Below are 16,535 nucleotides of genomic sequence, written 5' to 3' on the forward strand. Positions count from 1 at the left end.
ACCGAGGAACCGACTGATGACCTCCCCCCCGCCTCCCGGCGAACGCCCCGCCATATCCAGTCTCCTGCCCGCCTTCCTGGTCACCGCGGTGCCGGCCGGGCTCGCGGTGACCGCGGCGGTCGTCGTCGCCCCCGAGAGCGTGCGCTTCCCGCTCGCGCTGGGCGGCGGCGCGGCCGGCCTGCTGCTGAGCGTGGCGGTCACCGTGGCCATGTACGGCATCCGGGCGGCCCGAGCGGCCCGCCGCCGGCTGGAGTCCGCCAACCAGGAGATGGGGCGGCTGCTCCAGGAGCGCGTCCGGACCGCCGAGGAGGCCCGTCAGGAACGCGCCCGGCTCAGCGGCGAACTGGACCGGGAGCGCACCCGGCTGACGGCCGAACTGGCCCAGGAACGCGCCCGCGCGACGGCCGAACTGGCCCAGGAGCGCACCCGCCTCACCGACGCCCACACCGCCGAACACGCCCGGCTCACCGAGGAACACGCCACCGAACACGCCCGGCTCACCGAGGAACACGCCACCGAACACGCCCGGCTCACCGAGGAGTACGAGGCGCACCGGGACCGGCTCGTCGAGGAGCACACCGCGGAACGGGCCCGGCTGACCGGGGAGATCGCGCGGCTCACCAAGAAGCTCCGCGAGTCCGAGGCCCGCCGCACCGCCGCCGTCTCCGCCACCGCCAACGTCGCCGGACGCCTCCAGGCCCTGGCCACCGCCACCCTCGCCGACCTGCGCGCGATGGAGGAACGCCACGCGGACGAGGACGTGCTCGCCGACCTCCTCCAGCTCGACCACCGCACCGCCCAGGCCGGGCGGCTCGCCGACTCCGTCGCCGTCCTGGCGGGGGCCCGTTCGGGACGCCGCTGGGCCCGGCCGATCGGCATGGAGTCCATCCTGCGCGGCGCGATGGGCCGGATCAGCGGCTACCAGCGGGTCCGCGTCCACTCCACCAGCGAGACCGCGGTCGCCGGGCACGCCGCCGAGGGCGTGATGCACGCGCTGGCCGAGATCCTGGACAACGCCGCGAACTTCTCCCCGCCGACGGCGGAGGTCCACGTCTACGTCGAGGAGGTCCCGGCCGGCGCCATCGTGTCCGTCGAGGACAGCGGCCTCGTCATGGGCGACGTCCAGCTGCGCCGCGCCGAACGCGCGGTGTCCGGCAAGACCGCCGGGCTCGGCGGCCTGACCGGCACGCGGCTGGGACTCACCGTGGTGGGGCGGCTGGCCCAGCGGTACGGCCTGAAGGTGTCGTTCCGTCCGTCGGCCCGGGGCGGCACGGGCGTGCTGATGCTGATCCCGCAGGACCTGCTGGTCCCGGCGGACGGTGCGACGGGCGCCCTGCCCGCTCCCGCCGCCGGCGTCACCGGGGCGGGGACGGCGGCCCCGACCCTGCCCCGGCAGGGTTCGGCGGACCCGGCCACCCGGACGGCTCCGGCCGACGGGACCGACGGCACCGACGGCACCGACGGGACCGGCACGGCCGAGACGGCCGGCTCGGCCGGCACCGCCTCCGCGGCACCCCCGCTGCCGCAGCGCCACGGTTCCGCCCCGGCGGCCCGCTCCGGCCAGGACGCCGGGACGCGGCACACCACGGCCACCGGCGGCGCGACCGGCGCGACCGGCCCGGACGCCGGCGACCACCGGGACGTGAGGGACCACCAGGGCGCCAGGGACCACCGGGACGCCACGCAGCACCCGGCGCACTCCGAGTCCTCCCCCCTCTCCTCCACCCTCTCCTCCCCACCGGCCTCGCAAGAGTCCACGCTCCCGCACGGACTCCCCCGCCGCCGTCGCGGACGCACCCTCGCCGAGGCCGAACGCGCGCACGCGGCGCAGCACTCCGCCACGCCGCCCGCCCCGCCGACCCGCGAGGAGTCGATGGCCCGCGTCGCCCGCTTCAGCAGCTTCCGCCAGGCCGTACGCGGCACCCCGGCCCCGGCCGCCCCGGCCGCCCCCGCCACCCCCGCCGCCCCGACCACCCCGCCCGCCGACCCCGCCGACCCCGCCGACCCCGCCGACCCCTCCGACACCCCCGACGCCCCGGAGGACACGGCGACCCCCGGCACCACCCCTTCCCACCCGTAATTCCCACCCGGAAGGCGACACCACGCTCATGACCGGCACGACGACCGCCGACGACAAGCTCACGTGGCTGATAGAGGGCCTGCTCCAGCGCACCCCCGGTACGCGGCACGCCCTCGTGCTCTCCCGAGACGGCCTCAAACTGTGCCGTACCCCGGAGCTGACCGCGGACCAGGCCGACCAGCTCGCCGCGATCGCGGCCGGCATCCAGTCCCTGTCGCACGGCGCCTCCGTGGAGTTCGGCGACGGCACCGGCGGCGTCCGGTCGGCGATGGCCGAGTTCTACGGCGGGGTGCTGTTCATCGTCGAGGCCGGCGAGGGCGCCCACCTGGCCGTGGTCACCGCCGAGGACGCGGACGCCGGGCTCGTCGGCCACAACATGAGCGAACTCGTCGAGCAACTCGGCGAGCACCTGACCGCCCGGCCCCGCACGTCATGACGCAGCCCGGCGGCAGGCCCGGCCGGGACGACGCCCCCGACCGCCTCTACACGCTCACCGGGGGACGCAGCCGTACGGGCTCGGACAACCCGTTCGACCTGGTCACGCTCGTCGTCGCCGAGTGCGACCCGGTCCCCGGCATGCAGTCGGAGCACGCGGCGATCCTGCGGATGACCGAGCGTCCGACGGCGGTCGTGGAGATCGCCGCCGAACTGCGGCTGCCCGTCGGCATCACCAAGATCCTGCTGACCGACCTTCTGGACACCGGACGCGTCAGCGCACGTCACCCCCGGCAGGAAGCCCTACCCGATCCCGAAATCCTGGAGCAGGTGCTCGTTGGACTCCGCAACCTCTAGAGCGAGCGCGCCGCTCGGCGCCTCCGCCGACAACGGCCTCAAGATCGTGATCGTGGGCGGCTTCGGCGTCGGCAAGACGACCCTGGTCCGCTCGGTCAGCGAGATCCGCCCCCTCAACACCGAGGAGACGATGACGCAGGCCGGCGCCTCCGTCGACGACCTGACCGGGGTGCACGGCAAGACGACCACCACGGTCGCCTTCGACTTCGGCCGCATCACGCTCGACGCGCGCAACGTCCTGTACTTGTTCGGCGCCCCCGGGCAGGAACGTTTCTGGTTCCTCTGGGACCGCCTCTTCTACGGCACGCTGGGCGCCGTCGTCCTGGTCGACACCCGGCGCATCGACGACTCCTGGTACGCCATCGACCGCCTGGAGCGCAGCGGCACGCCGTTCGTCGTCGCCCTGAACGACTTCGGCGGCCCCGACTTCGCCCCGGCCCAGATCCGCGAGGCCCTGGACCTGGACCCGCACGTCCCGCTGCTGCGCTGCGACGCGCGCTCCCGCGAGTCGGCCAAGGAAATCCTGATCACCCTGGTGGAACACGTCTACGCCCGCTACGCCAAGACCCCCGCCACCGCCCCCGCACAACCCGCACGACCCACACAGGAGCTGGTGTGAGCCCCCTCCCCCTGCGCGGCCCTGGTTCCCACGAGGAACCGGCCGACCTCTACCGGGCGATGCGGCGCAAGCACGGCCCGGTGGCCCCGGTGACGCTGGACGGCGGCATCCCCGCCTGGCTGGTGATCGGCTACCGCGAGCTGCACCAGGTCACCGGCGACCCGGACCTGTTCAGCCGGGACTCCCAGCTGTGGAACCAGTGGGACAACGTCCCCGACGACTGGCCGCTGCGCCCGGTCATCAACCGCGGCCAGCCCTCCATCCTCTACACCGTCGGCGAACGCCACCGCCGCCGCTCGGCCATGCTGAGCGACGCGCTGGACGGCGTGGACCCGGCGGTCCTGCGCGCCGACTCCGAACGCTTCGCGGACGAGCTGATCGACGCCTTCTGCGCCCGCGGCACCGCCGACCTGATCAACGAGTACGCCATGCTGCTCCCGGTCCGCGTCCTGGCCCACCTCTACGGCTGGTCGGACCACGAGGGCCTGGCCCTGGTCACGTCGATGACCGACATGATCAACGCGGGCGACCGGGCGCTGGCGGGCCAGAAGCACCTGCACGGCTCCTGCCAGGCCCTGGTCGCCGAACGCCTGGCGGACCCCGCCGACGACGTGGTCTCCCGCATGATCGCCGCCCGGTCCGACTTCACCGACGAGGAGATCGTCCAGGACCTGATGGTCCTGATGTCGGCGGGCCACCAGCCCACCGCCGACTGGATCGGCACCTCGCTGCACCTGATGCTGACCGACCACCGCTTCGCCGCCTCCATGTTCGGCGGACGCAGCAGCGTCTCGGAGGCGATGAACGAGGTGCTGTGGGAGCAGACCCCCACCCAGAACATGCCGGGCCGCTACGCCACCCGCGACACCAACCTGGGCGGACGCCGCATCAACGCCGGCGACCTGCTGATCCTCGGTCTCCAGGGGGCCAACTCCGACCCCCAGGTCCGTACCGACGCGGCGTCGTTGACCGGCGGCAACAACGCGCACTTCTCCTTCAGTCACGGGGAGCACCGCTGCCCGTTCCCGGCGCAGGAGATCTCCGAGGTGATCGCCCGCACCGGCATCGAGGTGGTCCTGGACCGCCTCCCCGACATCGACCTGTCGGTCCCGGCCGCGTCCCTGCACCGCCGCGAGTCCCCGTGGCTGCGCGGTCTGACGGACCTCCCGGTGAAGTTCTCCCCGACGCCCGCGCTGGGAGGCACCCTCGGGTGACCGTCTCACCCGACGGACGACGTTTCGCCCAGGTTTCCCGCAACGGATACCCTCGGCCACGTGGCTGAGATCCGGATTCCTTCTGACATCAAGCCCGCGGACGGACGTTTCGGCGCGGGTCCCTCCAAGGTGCGGACGGAGGCGCTGGACGCCCTCGCCGCCACCGGCACCTCCCTCATGGGCACCTCCCACCGCCAGGCCCCGGTGAAGAACCTGGTCGGCAAGGTCCGCGAGGGCATCAGCGAGCTGTTCGGCCTCCCCGAGGGCTACGAGGTCGTGCTCGGCAACGGCGGCTCCACGGCGTTCTGGGACATCGCGACCCACGGCCTGATCGAGAACAAGTCGCAGCACCTGACGTTCGGCGAGTTCAGCTCGAAGTTCGCCAAGGCGGCCAAGCTGGCCCCGTGGCTGGCCGAGCCGACCGTCGTCTCCGCCGACCCGGGCACGCACCCCGACCCGCGGGCCGAGTCCGGCGTCGACGTCTACGCGTACACCCACAACGAGACGTCGACCGGCGTGGCGATGCCCATCCGGCGCGTCCCCGGCGCCGACGACGGCTCCCTCGTCCTGGTCGACGCCACGTCCGGCGCCGGCGGCCTCCCGGTGGACATCGCGGAGACCGACGTCTACTACTTCGCCCCGCAGAAGTCCTTCGCCTCCGACGGCGGCCTGTGGATCGGCGTCTTCTCCCCGGCCGCGATCGAACGCGCCGAGCGCGTCCACGCGTCCGGCCGCCACATCCCGGAGTTCTTCAGCCTCCCCACGGCGATCGACAACTCCCGCAAGAACCAGACGTACAACACCCCGGCCCTCGCCACCCTGTTCCTCCTGAACGAGCAGCTGGAGTGGCTGAACGGCCAGGGCGGCCTGGCCTGGTCCACGTCCCGCACGAAGGACTCGTCCACCCGCCTCTACACCTGGGCCGACGAGTCGAAGTACGCGACCCCGTTCGTCTCCGACCCGGCCAAGCGCTCCCAGGTCATCGGCACGATCGACTTCTCCGACGACATCGACGCGGCGGCCGTCGCCAAGGCCCTGCGCGCCAACGGCGTCGTCGACACGGAGCCGTACCGCAAGCTGGGCCGCAACCAGCTGCGCGTCGCGATGTTCCCGGCGATCGACCCGGCGGACGTCGAGGCCCTGACGAAGTGCGTCGACTACGTCATCGAGAAGCTCTGACGTCCCGGCTACGTGCCCGAAGGGCGCCCGGCGGTCCTGACCGCCGGGCGCCCTTCGTAGGTGCGGTGCGCCTTCCCCGGCCTCACGGGCGGGTATCGGCCAGATAGTGGCCGAATCACCCCGTCGCCGCGGCATCACGGGACCGCTCCCCTTAACGTTGTTAAATGATGTCTCTTCGCCCCCTGGGCTCAACCACCCTCCAGGTCGCCCCGCTCTGCCTCGGCGGCAACGTCTTCGGCTGGACCGCCGACCAGCCCGCCTCCTTCGCCGTGCTGGACGCCTACACGGCCGCCGGCGGCAACTTCGTCGACACCGCCGACGGCTACTCGGCGTTCGCGCCCGGCATGAAGGGCGGCGAGTCCGAGACCGTCCTCGGCGACTGGTTCACCGCGCGCGGCAACCGCTCCGACGTGGTCCTCGCGACCAAGGTCGGCCGGCACCCCGCCTACCCGGGGCTGTCCGCCGACAACATCAGGGCGGCGGCCGACGCCTCACTGCGGCGGCTCCGCACGGACTACATCGACCTGTACTACACGCACTACGACGACCCGGACGTGCCCGTCGAGGAGATCATCGGCGCGCTGGACGGGCTGGTGCAGGCGGGCAAGGTACGGCACATCGCGGCCTCCAACATCTCGGCCGAACGGCTGCGCGCCTCGCTGGAGTTCTCCGAGCGCGAGGGCCTGGCCCGCTACGTCGCCCTCCAGCCGCACTACAGCCTGGTCTCCCGGGACACCTACGAGGGCGCCCTCCAGGACGTCGCCGCGGAAGCGGGCCTGTCCGCGGTGCCGTACTTCGCACTCGCGTCGGGCTTCCTGACGGGGAAGTACCGGCCGGGGGCGCCGGTGGACTCGGTGCGCGCGGGCCGCGTGGCGCAGCTCGTGGACTCCGAACGGGGCGCACGGGTGCTGAAGGTGCTCGACGAGATCGCCGGCGCGCGCGAGGTGGAGGTCGCCACGGTCGCCCTCGCCTGGCTCGCCTCCCGCCCGACCGTCATCGCGCCCACCGCCTCCGCGCGGACGGTGGAGCAGCTCCCGGCGCTGCTGGCGCTCACCGAGGTCACCCTGACGGAGGCGGAGACGGCGAGGCTGACGGAGGCGGCCGCGTAAGCGGCTCCCCTCGATAGGGTGGCGCGATGACGTCGATCAGGCAGATCCAGGTCACCTTCGACTGCGCCGACCCGGAGCGCGTCGCCCGCTTCTGGTGCGAGGTGCTGGGGTACGTCGTCCCGCCGCCCCCGCCGGGATTCGACAGCTGGGCCGACTTCGACCGCTCGCTGCCGCCCGAGCGCCAGGGCTCGGCGTTCGCCTGCGTGGACCCCGAGGGCGTGGGCCCGCGCCTGTTCTTCCAGCGCGTCCCGGAGGGGAAGGCCGTCAAGAACCGGGTCCACCTCGACGTACGGGTCGGCACCGGCCTCGTGGGCGAGGAGCGCGTCGCCGCCCTGGAGGCCGAGTGCGCCCGCCTGACCGCACTCGGCGCGACCCGCGTCGAACTGCTGCGCGCCGACGGCTTCAACGAGTCGTGCCTGGTGATGCAGGACGTCGAGGGCAACGAGTTCTGCCTCGACTGAGCGGCCCGTCTCAGACCTTGATACTCCGGCGCACCCGCGCGATCACCTGCTGAGCCTCGGCACCGAAGACGGCCGCCTCGGCGAAGGTGTCCCAGACCCGGCGGTAGAGAGCGATCGTCTCGGCGTCGTCGAGCCAGAGTTCGGCATGCCAGTCCTCGACGACGGCCAGGCGGTCGTCCAGCACATTGAACGAGTTCCCCATCGCCAACGGCAGCGTGCCGTCCAAGGGCAGGATCCCCAGGTTCACGGTGTCCATGCCCACCACGCCGCACAACCGGTCGAGTTGAGCGGCCAGCACGTCCGGCGGGCAGATCCGTCCCCACAGCACACTTTCGGGCATGAGCAGGTTCAGCCGTCTGCCCGGCCGGTACAGCCACTCCTGACGCTTCATGCGGGCCCGCACCGCGTCTTCCGTGTCCCGCGGTGTCTTGCGGAGCCGGGCATGCCGCTCGAAGAGGCATCGGGCGTAGTCGGCCGTCTGCAGCATGCCGTTGACGGCGGCGTTGCTCAGCGCGTGCACGGTGGTGGTGTTGGACACGAGGGCGTTCCAGGTCTCCTGGACAGGGGCGTGTCCGGCCGTGAGCTGACGGCGCCAGGAACGGATGTGGCTCTCGAAGCCCTTCAGCCGCGCGTGCAGTTCCGGAAAAACGGCCGGCTGGCCCACGGCCTCGGCCCATGCCCGCAGGTCGTCGGCCGTAGGCGTCTGCCGGCCGTTCTCCAGCTTGCTGACTTTCGACTGCCGCCATCCCAGCCGCTGTGCGAGCTGAACACCGGTGAGCCGTCCCTCGGGGCGCTCGGTGCGCAACTCGCGTAGTCTGCGGCCGAGTTCCTCACGCGCCCTCTGGTAGTCCGTGCTCACCGGTTACCCGCTCCGTCGCCTACATTCCGGCCGTGAACTCCTCCCACGGCACGGCGTAATGCCAAGCAGCATCCCTGATCATCGAGCACCGCACCACCTCGGCGGGCTCCGTGATCAGGTCCACGTGCGTGAGCTGATCGTCGTCGTCGAAGCGCAGAAGCGCGACGAGACGGCTGTCGAACAGCCAGAAGTCCTCGTCGGGCAGCCGGAGCCGGTCGGCGTCGACACGCCACATGTTGCGGATGTCCTCGCCGGAGGCGATGTTCCACCTGGCGCCGTCGAGGAGGTAATGCTGCCCGGTGGTCGGCGGCTGGTCCACGATACGAACCCGCTCGACGCGTTTGCCCAGTCCGGTCTGCTCGCGGATCGTGTCGCGGAAGGAACGCGCCGGCGCTCCCGCGGGCCAGTCCTCGACAACGGACCCGGTTTCGATGAACCCCTTCCAGCGGTCTCCTGCCTCATCGCTCGCGTAGCGCCGACGCGTCTCCAGACGCCACGCGGTGTGCTCGAACTTGCGGAAGAGACCGCCGAACTCCTCGAGCCCGATCGTCCTCACCTTGCGCGTCCGCTCTTTCGGCGCCCAGTCCACCAGCAGCTCACGCGGCACCACCACCGCTACTTCGCCTTCTGAGAGGCACTGGAGCTGCGCCACGTCTTCCGCATCGGCCAGCGGGGCGCCCTGCACGATCACCTCCCCACTGTCCACGTCCTCATGGACGGCCGGACATCCGTCACCGTCGCTCCCCGTCCCGTTGAACCGCAACCTGCGCGCCACGCGCAACCACCCCCTGGGTGTCGACGAAATCCGTGTGCGCACAGCTTCCCGGGGACGCTGAGTGAAAGTCCATGCATTCAGAGTGACCACGTGAGAATAGTCGAGAATATTCGGCCCGATGCCGCGTCCCGCCCTCCTACGGTCATCGCCAGAACCCTCCACCCAGGCCGTGACCAGGCCAGATGGGAAGGCATCCCATGCCCCGCATCCCCGACCTCTACGCCCTCGACATCACCTCAGCCACCTTCGTCCAAGCCTGCGGAGGCCCGTGCAGCGAAGGCTGCGTGACCCTGGCCCGTATCGGGCGGGACGCCTGGGCCCTCGGTGACAGCAAGCGACCCGACGTACCGCCCCTGCGGTTCACCACGGAGGAGTTGGCCGTCGCCGGCATCGACCCCGCCCGTTTCGGCCTCGCCCTCTGACCGTCCCGTCGCCGGCCGGCCCCCGTGGAGCCGGCCGGCCCCGCGCCCCGCGAACAGGACGACGCCCCGGTGCACCACCACGCCTACCTGTGGACCGGCCCGAAGGCCCGCTTCGACCAGGAGGCCCTCCGGCGCCCGCCCCACCCCGAACCACCCCCACCCGGCAGCCGGCCGGAGCTGATCCACCGTCACCGCGACGTGGCGACGGCCTTCCCCACGTCCGATCTCCCGCCCCTCGAAACGGCGTACTGGCTCCTCAAACCGCCCGCCCTGATCCGCGGCACCTGGGACAGAGCCGATGACGCGGCGGCCTGGCTGCACGACCGTCTGGCCGAGTACGCGCCCCGGTTCGCCGCCGCGGCCCAACGGGACGCCGGCCGCCTGGCGGGCCACGTCACCGCCGCCACCGAACGCCTCACCGCCGGCGGCGACGTGACACTCGGCTTCTACCTCGAACGCCCGGCGTACCTCTCCCTCACCCTGGTGACCTGCTCCCCGCACCGCGCGCGGCCGGAACTCACCTGCCCCCTGCCGTCATGACCGCCGGAACAGCCGCCGCAGTCCGAACACCGCCGCCAGCACCGCCAGGACCGCCGCCGCGCCGCCGATCTTCAGCGTCCTGCCGTCCGTCCCGGCACCGTCGCCGGAGGAGGAGGCCGCCGGACTCCCGCCCGTGGACGCCGACGCGCCGCCCCCGCCGGGCGCGTCCTGCGCCTTCACCGCACTGTCGGCGCCCTCCATGCCGAGCAGCAGCTTCTTGCCGTCGACCGTGTAGGTGACGGACTCGCCCTGGCCCAGCGGCACGCTGATCCGGCCCTCGCGCTTGATCTTCCCGCCGTTCCAGTCGTAGTACAGCCCGCCCAGGTACCCGCGCACCGTGAGCTGCTCGCCGTCCGGCGAGAACGCCGCGTCCGTGGCCCACAGGTCGACGGCCGTGGAGCGGGTGAAGACGTTCGTCCCGGACGTGGACAGCTGTGCCGGGCCCTCGTACAGGTGCCCGCCGTCCTCGTTCTTGTCGATGATGTAGACGCGGCCGGTCTTCGGGTGGACCACCATCGACTCGGCGTCCCGCGCGCCGTCGTCGTACTGCACGACGTACTGCTTCGCCTCGACCGTCTGGTCCTTCAGTTCCGTCGGCTCGGGCAGCTCGTAGATCCACACGTGCGGCCAGGTGCCGCCGAGGTTGTCGCCGATGTCGCCGACGTAGATCCGGTTGTCCGGGCCGATGGAGACCGCCTCGACGTCGCGGGGCGTGCCGATGCCGGAGAGGGAGACGCGGGCGACCGTCTTGCCGGTGGCGCCGTCCACCGCGTAGAGGTACGGGCCGGTGTCCTGGTCGTTGTGGGTCCAGTAGACGCCGGGGTGGAGGCGGGAGGCGGCCAGGCCGCTGGACTCGGTGATCCGCGGGTCCGTGATGGTGAACCCCTCGTCCCCGTCGACGGCGAAGGCGGGCACGGCGCACGCGCCCGTGAGGAGGGTCGCGGCGAGAAGGGCGAGGGATCGGCGCATGGGCCCAAGCCTGCCATCCCGGACGGGTGTTCGTGACGGTGGCCGGGCTCACGTCGTCAGGGGTCCGGCGATCGTCCATGATGTACGGATGCTCAGGTTCATGCCGGTCGGCGACTCCCAGACCATCGGGAGCGCGGGCGACCACACCTGGCGCTACCGGCTGTGGCAGCACCTGTGCACGGCGTACGACGGTCCGTTCACCTTCGTCGGCCCGCGCGAGACGCTCTACGACAAGGCCGCCGACGCGCCGGTCTCCCTCGCCTACGCCGACCCCGGCTTCCCGCGGGCCCACCTGGCCGGCTGGGGCGAGGGCTGGCTGCACATGGCCCCGCTGATCGGGGACGCGGTCCGGGCGCACCGCGCCGACGTGCTCCTCGTCGCCCTCGGCCTGATCGACCTCGGCTTCTACACCGACGCCGGGCAGACCACGGAGAACGTCCGCCGGTTCGTGACCGAGGCACGGGCCGCCCGGCCCCGCGTCCGCATGGTGCTGCTGCCGGTCATCCCCAACATACGGGCCCGGCAGGACCCCGCCTTCGGCGCCCAGGTCGCCCTCTTCAACGACCTGCTCGCCAAGACCGCCGCCGACCTCGACGACCCCCGCTCCCCCCTGCTGCTGGCGTCGGTCCCGCCGGCGTACGACATCCACAGCGACACGTACGACGGGACCCACCCCGGCGACAGCGGCGAACGGAAGATCGCGGGGGCGTTCGCGGAGGCACTGCACCAGGGGTGGGGGCTGGGCGGGCCGTACGCACGGTGACCCGTGTCCTGGTCGCCGTGCGTATCGTCGTACGGCCGCCGACGACCGCGACTGACCGCCCGCCACCGCTTGCCTGGAGCGCACTCCAAGCCGTTGGCTTGGGGACCATGAAGTACACGCAGCTCGGACGCACCGGCCTCAAGGTCAGCCGCCTCGTTCTCGGGACCATGAACTTCGGTCCGCAGACCGACGAGGCCGACAGCCACACCATCATGGACGCCGCGCTCGACGCGGGCATCAACTTCTTCGACACCGCCAACGTCTACGGCTGGGGCGAGAACAAGGGCCGCACCGAGGAGATCATCGGCAACTGGTTCGCCCAGGGCGGCGACCGGCGCGACCGGACCGTCCTCGCCACCAAGGTGTACGGCAACATGGGCGCCGACGGCGAGGCGTGGCCCAACCACGACAAGCTGTCCGCCGTGAACATCCGGCGGGCCGTCGACGCCAGCCTCAAGCGGCTCAGGACCGACCGCATCGACCTGTACCAGTTCCACCACGTCGACAGGAACACCCCGTTCGAGGAGATCTGGCAGGCCATCGACGTCCTGGTCCAGCAGGGCAAGATCCTCTACGCCGGCTCCTCCAACTTCCCCGGCTACAAGATCGCCCAGGCCAACGAGCTGGCCGCCCGCCGCGGCGGCACCATCGGCCTGGTCAGCGAGCAGTGCCTGTACAACCTCGCCGAGCGCCGCGCCGAGATGGAGGTCATCCCGGCCGCCCAGGAGTACGGACTCGGCGTCATCCCCTGGTCGCCGCTGCACGGCGGTCTGCTGGGCGGCGTGCTGAAGAAGGAGGCCACGGGCGGACGCCGGGCGAGCGGCCGGGCCGCCGACACCCTCGCCGACCCCGCGGCCCGCGCCCGCGTCCAGGCGTACGAGGACCTGCTCGACAAGCACGGCCTGGAACCCGGCGAGACCGCACTGGCCTGGCTGCTCACCCGGCCCGGCGTGACCGGCCCGATCGTCGGCCCGCGCACCGCCGGCCAGCTGGCGTCCGCGCTGCGCGCCGTCGAGCTGGAACTGTCCGGGGAACTGCTGGCCGGGCTGGACGAGATCTTCCCCGGCCCCGGGCCCTCCCCGGAGGCCTTCGCCTGGTAGGACGATGCCCCTGACAGGACGATGACGGCGGCGCACGGGCACGCGCTAGTTACCGAGCGCCGCCGCCACCGCGACCACCACGAGCATCAGCACAAGCACACCGGCCATGATCCGGTTCCGGGTTTTCGGGTCCACGGCACCGAGCCTAATTCTTCGCCGGCACCGCGGTGACCCCGGGTGCCCGTCCAGGGAGGTCGCTTCCCGATGCACAGCAGCCGGGTGTACGCCGTCATCATCGACGCCCCCGAAGCCGAGGCCGCCCGGTCGGCGGACTTCTGGTCGGCGGCACTGGGCGCCGAGGCCCGGCCGTTCCCGCCGGCGCCGCAGTTCACCAGCCTGCACCAGGCCCTGCCGGGGCTGGTCACCGCCGTCCAGGCGGTCGACGACGCGCCGCGCATGCACCTGGACATCGAGACCGACGACGTCGAGGCGGAACTCGGGCGCCTGACCGCGCTGGGCGCGCGGCCCGTCGCGCGGTGGCAGGAGTGCCATGTGCTGCGGGCGCCCGGCGGGCACCTGCTCTGCGTGCTGCCGCAGGAGAGCGACGCCGAGACCTTCCGGGCGGGCGCCACCGTCTGGCCCTGACCCCGCCCTAACCCAGCGGCAGACGCGCGAGGGCCTCGTACCGGGGCCGCTCCCCCGGCACCCCGGAGGCGGGCAGGTTGCTGCGGACCAGGGTCAGCTCGGTGACCTGCCAGGTACGGCCGGCGAAGCCGTCGAGCACCTCCAGGTACGGGCGTACGTCGTAGGCGTCCCGGCCGCGGGCGACGGTGAGGTGCGGGGTGTAGCGGCGGTGCTCGCCCATCTCCACGCCCGCCCTGCGGCCCGCCGCCTCGGCGCGGTCCGCCAGCAGGCGCAGGGTGCGCAGCTCGCCCTCCGCCCCGGCCCACAGGGCCCGGCCCCGCCCGAACTGTCCGCCGCCGCGCAGGGCCAGCGCGAACGGCTCCGTACGGCGGGCGGCCCGCGCCAGCCGCTGCGACAGCTCCGGTACGAGGGTGTCGTCGACCTCCCCGTAGAAGGCGAGCGTGAAGTGCCAGCCGGGGCGGCCGGTCCAGCGCAGCCGCTCCGCGCCGGGCAGCCGCCGCAGCCGGTCCGCCTCGGCGGCCAGCTCCCGGACGGCGTCCTCGGGCGGCAGCACGGCGGCGAAGAGTCTCATGGGTCACAGTCTGCCCGGCGTGTCCGGCTCACCGTGCGTATCGTTGTACCGCTGCGATGACCGTCCTCACAGGCAGGATCGAGATGGACGACGGTGGCGAGGCGCTCACGCTCGACATGATGTTCGAGTGGCTGGAGAGATGCCTGTTCCGGAGGGGTACAAGTCCGAGATCGTCGGAGGACACATCTTCCTGACGCCCCAGCGGGACACCCACTGGGACATCACCATGGACATCCTCGAACAGCTACGCGCCGCCTATCCGCGGGAGCGCCTGAAATCCGACGTGCGCAGGGACTACCCGGGTCACCTCAACGGCTTCGCATCCGACGTGACGGCCCTCGCTGAAGGCACCCGGCGAGATGCCGAATTCGTCGCCGAGGTCATTTCCGAAGGCACCGCCGCCAACGACTACGGCCCCAAAAAAGACACCTACGCCACCGCCGGCGTACCGGTCTACCTGATCGTCGACCCGTACACCGGCCAGTGACACCTGCACACGCTGCCCAAGGACGGCACCTACCACGGCAGTGTCAGTTTCGGGTTCGGGGAGGACATCGACCTCACCGGCTCCCCCGTCGGTCTGGTCCTGAAGACCGACGGGTTCCCCCGGGACTGAGGGGCGTCACGCCGCCGGCGCCAGCTCCTCCCGGCTGCCGCGCGGCACGAACCGGACCTGCGGATGGCCGTGGTGCCAGCCGACCGAGAGGCGCAAGCCGCCCAGGCGGCCCAGGACCACGCCGGTCACCGCCGCCGCCAGGAAGGCCACCGTGCCGCCGGCCGCGAAGCCGGCGCGCGCGCCGTAGGTGTCCGTGACCCAGCCGACGATCGGCGCCCCGACCGGCGAGCCGCCCAGGAACACCATCATGTACAGGGACATCACCCGGCCCCGCATCGCCGGGTCGGTGGACATCTGGATGCTGGTGTTGGCGGTGACGTTCACCGTCATGCTGAACAGGCCGATGGGGACCATGAGCAGCGCGAACAGCCACAGTTCCGGAGCCGCGGCGGCCACGATCTCCAGCGCGCCGAAGCCCATCGCCGCCGCGATCAGCAGGCGCAGCCGGGCCGTGCCGCGCCGGGCGGCGAGCAGGGCGCCGGCCACCGAGCCGACCGCCATCAGGGTGTTGAAGAGGCTGTAGGTGCCCGCCCCGGAGTGGAAGACGTCGTCGGCGAAGGCGGAGAGGAACACCGGGAAGTTGAAGCCGAAGGTGCCGATGAAGCCGACCAGGACGATGGTCCACAGCAGGTCCGGGCGCCCGGCGACGTAGTGCAGGCCCTCCCGCAGCTGGCCCTTGCCGCGCGGGGTGCGCTCGACGGTGTGCAGCTCGCGGGCCCGCATCAGCAGCAGCCCGGTGAGCGGGGCGACGAACGAGACGCCGTTGAGGAAGAACGCCCAGCCGGTGCCGACGCCGGTGATCAGCAGGCCCGCGACGGCGGGGCCGACCAGGCGGGCGGACTGGAAGTTGGCCGAGTTCAGGCTGACCGCGTTCTGCAGCTGGTCGCGGCCGACCAGCTCGGAGACGAAGGACTGCCGGGCCGGGTTGTCGACCACGGTCGCCAGGCCCATGACGAAGGCGGCGACGTAGACGTGCCAGACCTGGACGTGTCCGGTCAGGGTGAGGGCGGCGAGGGCCAGCGCGGTCAGGGCCATGGACGACTGGGTGACCAGCAGCGTGGGGCGCTTGCGCAGGCGGTCGACCAGGACACCGCCGTAGAGGCCGAACAGGAGCATCGGCAGGAACTGGAGGGCGGTGGTGATGCCGACGGCGGCGGAGGAGCCGGTCAGGCTCAGCACCAGCCAGTCCTGGGCGATGCGCTGCATCCAGGTGCCGATGTTCGAGACGACCTGACCCATGAAGAACAGGCGGTAGTTCCTGACCTTCAGGGAGGCGAACATCGAGGTCTTGCGGTCGGTGTCGGGGGTGGGCGGGTCGTCGTGGGAGTCAGGTGCGGGGGCGGAGTGTGCTCCGGGTCCCGTACTCAAAAGGGTTCGCCTCCTCGTCCATGCCGCTTACAGGTGTGCGAGCTTCTCCAGCACGGGGGCGGCGGCGCGCAGCTTCGCCCACTCGTCCTCGTCGAGGCCCTCGACCAGCGTGGCCAGGAACGCGTTCCGTTTGCGGCGGCTCTCGTCGAGCATCACCACGGCCTGCTCGGTCGGCGTCACGACCTTCTGGCGCCGGTCCTCGGGGTGCGGTTCCAGGCTGACCAGTCCCTTGGCCTCCAGCAACGCCACGATGCGGGTCATCGAGGGCGGCTGGACGTGCTCCTTGCGGGCCAGTTCGCCCGGGGTGGCACGGCCGCAGGTGGACAGGGTGCCGAGCACCGACATCTCGGTGGGGCTGAGCGACTCGTCGACGCGCTGGTGCTTGAGCCGACGGGACAGCCGCATCACGGCGGATCGCAGGGAGTTCACGGCGGCGGCGTCGTCGCCGTGGGTGAGGTCCGGCATGTCCTTAGCTTAACTCATTAGACTGACGAAAGACCACCGGGGGTGCGG

19 protein-coding genes and 1 pseudogene are annotated in these 16,535 nt (G+C 72.1%); 14 read left to right on the plus strand and 6 right to left on the minus strand.

Going from position 1 to position 16,535, the window contains the following annotated elements; translation table 11 throughout:
• Positions 1-16 precede the first annotated feature (16 nt).
• From ACIQR3_RS11710 to ACIQR3_RS11745, 8 genes are all read left to right on the plus strand, one after another.
• Positions 17-2,080: an ATP-binding protein gene (locus tag ACIQR3_RS11710; RefSeq protein ID WP_403537438.1), complete on the plus strand. Its 2,064-nt coding sequence runs from the start codon at positions 17-19 to the stop codon at positions 2,078-2,080.
• 28 nt (positions 2,081-2,108) lie between these two features.
• Positions 2,109-2,516, plus strand: coding sequence for a roadblock/LC7 domain-containing protein (locus ACIQR3_RS11715; RefSeq protein ID WP_403537439.1), 408 nt, complete (start codon positions 2,109-2,111; stop codon positions 2,514-2,516).
• The gene (locus ACIQR3_RS11720) at positions 2,513-2,872 is read left to right on the plus strand and encodes a DUF742 domain-containing protein (protein ID WP_215166801.1); all 360 of its coding nucleotides are present in this window, start codon (positions 2,513-2,515) and stop codon (positions 2,870-2,872) included. The genes ACIQR3_RS11715 and ACIQR3_RS11720 overlap by 4 nt, the downstream gene beginning before the upstream one ends.
• Positions 2,853-3,491 (plus strand): GTP-binding protein, encoded by a 639-nt coding sequence (locus ACIQR3_RS11725; protein ID WP_403537440.1) that lies wholly within the window; start codon positions 2,853-2,855, stop codon positions 3,489-3,491. The genes ACIQR3_RS11720 and ACIQR3_RS11725 overlap by 20 nt, the downstream gene beginning before the upstream one ends.
• Positions 3,488-4,705 (plus strand): cytochrome P450, encoded by a 1,218-nt coding sequence (locus tag ACIQR3_RS11730; RefSeq protein WP_403537441.1) that lies wholly within the window; start codon positions 3,488-3,490, stop codon positions 4,703-4,705. The genes ACIQR3_RS11725 and ACIQR3_RS11730 overlap by 4 nt, the downstream gene beginning before the upstream one ends.
• A gap of 60 nt (positions 4,706-4,765) precedes the next feature.
• Positions 4,766-5,884, plus strand: a complete 1,119-nt coding sequence (serC, locus tag ACIQR3_RS11735; protein WP_403537443.1) for a phosphoserine transaminase — start codon at positions 4,766-4,768, stop codon at positions 5,882-5,884.
• A gap of 164 nt (positions 5,885-6,048) precedes the next feature.
• Positions 6,049-6,993 carry an aldo/keto reductase gene (locus ACIQR3_RS11740; RefSeq protein ID WP_403537445.1) on the plus strand — a complete coding sequence of 315 codons (945 nt, stop codon included), beginning with the start codon at positions 6,049-6,051 and terminating at the stop codon, positions 6,991-6,993.
• 26 nt (positions 6,994-7,019) lie between these two features.
• Complete coding sequence (locus tag ACIQR3_RS11745) at positions 7,020-7,454, plus strand: VOC family protein (RefSeq protein ID WP_403537447.1); 435 nt, start codon at positions 7,020-7,022, stop codon at positions 7,452-7,454.
• Positions 7,455-7,464: 10 nt separating this feature from the next.
• Here the strand turns inward: ACIQR3_RS11745 and ACIQR3_RS11750 are convergent, their stop codons facing one another.
• The gene (locus ACIQR3_RS11750) at positions 7,465-8,313 is read right to left on the minus strand and encodes a helix-turn-helix domain-containing protein (RefSeq protein WP_403537448.1); all 849 of its coding nucleotides are present in this window, start codon (positions 8,311-8,313) and stop codon (positions 7,465-7,467) included.
• Between the two features lie 19 nt (positions 8,314-8,332).
• Positions 8,333-9,088, minus strand: coding sequence for a DUF6879 family protein (locus tag ACIQR3_RS11755; protein WP_403537450.1), 756 nt, complete (start codon positions 9,086-9,088; stop codon positions 8,333-8,335).
• 197 nt (positions 9,089-9,285) lie between these two features.
• Between ACIQR3_RS11755 and ACIQR3_RS11760 the strand changes: the two genes are divergently transcribed.
• Both ACIQR3_RS11760 and ACIQR3_RS11765 read left to right on the plus strand, forming a co-directional pair.
• Positions 9,286-9,510 (plus strand): DUF397 domain-containing protein, encoded by a 225-nt coding sequence (locus tag ACIQR3_RS11760; RefSeq protein WP_403537452.1) that lies wholly within the window; start codon positions 9,286-9,288, stop codon positions 9,508-9,510.
• Positions 9,511-9,579: 69 nt separating this feature from the next.
• Positions 9,580-10,050: a hypothetical protein gene (locus ACIQR3_RS11765; protein ID WP_215166816.1), complete on the plus strand. Its 471-nt coding sequence runs from the start codon at positions 9,580-9,582 to the stop codon at positions 10,048-10,050.
• Here ACIQR3_RS11765 and ACIQR3_RS11770 read toward each other — a convergent pair.
• Positions 10,045-11,019, minus strand: coding sequence for a WD40 repeat domain-containing protein (locus ACIQR3_RS11770; RefSeq protein ID WP_403537453.1), 975 nt, complete (start codon positions 11,017-11,019; stop codon positions 10,045-10,047). The two genes, ACIQR3_RS11765 and ACIQR3_RS11770, sit on opposite strands and share 6 nt — an antisense overlap.
• A gap of 88 nt (positions 11,020-11,107) precedes the next feature.
• On the opposite strand from ACIQR3_RS11770, the gene ACIQR3_RS11775 reads away from it, so the two are divergent.
• The 3 genes from ACIQR3_RS11775 to ACIQR3_RS11785 all read left to right on the plus strand — a co-directional run bounded on the left by ACIQR3_RS11775 (position 11,108) and on the right by ACIQR3_RS11785 (position 13,467).
• Positions 11,108-11,782 (plus strand): SGNH/GDSL hydrolase family protein, encoded by a 675-nt coding sequence (locus ACIQR3_RS11775; protein WP_403537454.1) that lies wholly within the window; start codon positions 11,108-11,110, stop codon positions 11,780-11,782.
• 107 nt (positions 11,783-11,889) lie between these two features.
• Complete coding sequence (locus ACIQR3_RS11780) at positions 11,890-12,882, plus strand: aldo/keto reductase (protein WP_403537456.1); 993 nt, start codon at positions 11,890-11,892, stop codon at positions 12,880-12,882.
• A 204-nt stretch (positions 12,883-13,086) separates the two neighbouring features.
• On the plus strand, positions 13,087-13,467 hold the full coding sequence (locus tag ACIQR3_RS11785; protein ID WP_403537458.1) for a VOC family protein: 381 nt from the start codon (positions 13,087-13,089) through the stop codon (positions 13,465-13,467).
• Positions 13,468-13,474: 7 nt separating this feature from the next.
• Here ACIQR3_RS11785 and thpR read toward each other — a convergent pair whose 3' ends face one another.
• Positions 13,475-14,038: an RNA 2',3'-cyclic phosphodiesterase gene (gene thpR, locus ACIQR3_RS11790; RefSeq protein ID WP_403537459.1), complete on the minus strand. Its 564-nt coding sequence runs from the start codon at positions 14,036-14,038 to the stop codon at positions 13,475-13,477.
• Positions 14,039-14,094: 56 nt separating this feature from the next.
• Between thpR and ACIQR3_RS11795 the strand changes: the two are divergent.
• Positions 14,095-14,654: pseudogene (locus ACIQR3_RS11795) on the plus strand (Uma2 family endonuclease).
• A 6-nt stretch (positions 14,655-14,660) separates the two neighbouring features.
• Here ACIQR3_RS11795 and ACIQR3_RS11800 read toward each other — a convergent pair.
• A complete protein-coding gene (locus tag ACIQR3_RS11800; RefSeq protein ID WP_403537461.1) occupies positions 14,661-16,022 on the minus strand; it encodes an MFS transporter in 1,362 nt (453 codons plus the stop codon).
• A gap of 27 nt (positions 16,023-16,049) precedes the next feature.
• Positions 16,050-16,487, minus strand: a complete 438-nt coding sequence (locus tag ACIQR3_RS11805; RefSeq protein WP_215166825.1) for a MarR family winged helix-turn-helix transcriptional regulator — start codon at positions 16,485-16,487, stop codon at positions 16,050-16,052.
• Between the last annotated feature and the right edge of the window lie 48 nt (positions 16,488-16,535).

Source organism: Streptomyces sp. NPDC090994 (assembly GCF_044768905.1).
In the GTDB taxonomy this organism is placed as follows: Bacteria; Actinomycetota; Actinomycetes; order Streptomycetales; family Streptomycetaceae; genus Streptomyces.

Excerpts from the sequence above, each read along its gene's own strand:
- ACIQR3_RS11740 (WP_403537445.1), top strand. The coding sequence starts at position 6,049 with ATGATGTCTCTTCGCCCCCTGGGCTCAACCACCCTCCAGGTCGCCCCG.
- ACIQR3_RS11760 (WP_403537452.1), top strand. The coding sequence starts at position 9,286 with ATGCCCCGCATCCCCGACCTCTACGCCCTCGACATCACCTCAGCCACC.
- ACIQR3_RS11775 (WP_403537454.1), top strand. The coding sequence starts at position 11,108 with ATGCTCAGGTTCATGCCGGTCGGCGACTCCCAGACCATCGGGAGCGCG.
- thpR (WP_403537459.1), bottom strand. The coding sequence starts at position 14,038 with ATGAGACTCTTCGCCGCCGTGCTGCCGCCCGAGGACGCCGTCCGGGAG.
- ACIQR3_RS11745 (WP_403537447.1), top strand. The coding sequence starts at position 7,020 with ATGACGTCGATCAGGCAGATCCAGGTCACCTTCGACTGCGCCGACCCG.
- ACIQR3_RS11720 (WP_215166801.1), top strand. The coding sequence starts at position 2,513 with ATGACGCAGCCCGGCGGCAGGCCCGGCCGGGACGACGCCCCCGACCGC.
- ACIQR3_RS11785 (WP_403537458.1), top strand. The coding sequence starts at position 13,087 with ATGCACAGCAGCCGGGTGTACGCCGTCATCATCGACGCCCCCGAAGCC.
- ACIQR3_RS11770 (WP_403537453.1), bottom strand. The coding sequence starts at position 11,019 with ATGCGCCGATCCCTCGCCCTTCTCGCCGCGACCCTCCTCACGGGCGCG.
- ACIQR3_RS11780 (WP_403537456.1), top strand. The coding sequence starts at position 11,890 with ATGAAGTACACGCAGCTCGGACGCACCGGCCTCAAGGTCAGCCGCCTC.
- ACIQR3_RS11715 (WP_403537439.1), top strand. The coding sequence starts at position 2,109 with ATGACCGGCACGACGACCGCCGACGACAAGCTCACGTGGCTGATAGAG.
- ACIQR3_RS11710 (WP_403537438.1), top strand. The coding sequence starts at position 17 with ATGACCTCCCCCCCGCCTCCCGGCGAACGCCCCGCCATATCCAGTCTC.
- ACIQR3_RS11805 (WP_215166825.1), bottom strand. The coding sequence starts at position 16,487 with ATGCCGGACCTCACCCACGGCGACGACGCCGCCGCCGTGAACTCCCTG.